The following is a 601-nucleotide window of genomic DNA, read 5'->3' as shown; positions in this document are numbered from 1 at the left end:
TCCTAATCCACCAAGTAAAGCAATAACTCCACTGATTAATATTCCAGCTACACCTGCTGTTCCTGTTTGTGGTAGCCTTTCCACTATTTGAATTTCCAGTAGTGCTTCCACTGTTTGCAGTTCCGCTATTATTATTTGAACTTGATGATTGATTGTTATTATTTGAACTATTATTATTGCTTGAAGTTGAATTTGATGAGTTTGCAACTAAAGAATTCTTAGCATTTTCAAGATTTGCTAATGCTGTATTTATTTCTTTTTCAGTTGCTTCATCATCTGCTAATACTTTATTAGCTTCTTTTAATGCTTTTTCAACTGCCTTTGCACTCTTAGCTGTATACATTGCTAAATCTATACTTTCAACTTCTTTAATTAATCCTTCAAGTAAAGACTTGTCTGGAGTTAATCTTAAGCTTAAGTAAGCTCTTAATAATGTGCTATATGCTGAATCTACTTCTTCTTGAGTAGCATTTTCATTTGAAAGCACTGTATTTGCAGCTTCAAGAGCATTTGCAAATGCTGTCCATGTTGATGGAATATACTTAGTAGAATCAGTTCCTTCTACTCTATCAACTAAACCTTGAAGTATTGATTTATCTAC

General features: G+C 32.6%; 1 protein-coding gene and 1 pseudogene. Both read right to left on the bottom strand.

From position 1 onward, the window contains the following. Positions 1-84 (bottom strand): LPXTG cell wall anchor domain-containing protein (locus HMPREF0216_RS18285; protein WP_423219177.1); only part of this gene is annotated, 84 nt, incomplete at its 3' end. 184 nt (positions 85-268) lie between these two features. Further along, a pseudogene (locus HMPREF0216_RS18280) lies at positions 269-538 on the bottom strand (hypothetical protein); the annotation flags it as partial. Between the last annotated feature and the right edge of the window lie 63 nt (positions 539-601).

The sequence above is a fragment of the Clostridium celatum DSM 1785 genome, assembly GCF_000320405.1.
Classification (GTDB): Bacteria; Bacillota; Clostridia; order Clostridiales; family Clostridiaceae; genus Clostridium; species Clostridium celatum.
Note: the sequence above shows the minus strand (reverse complement) of the source record. Positions and strands in the feature narration are given on the sequence as shown.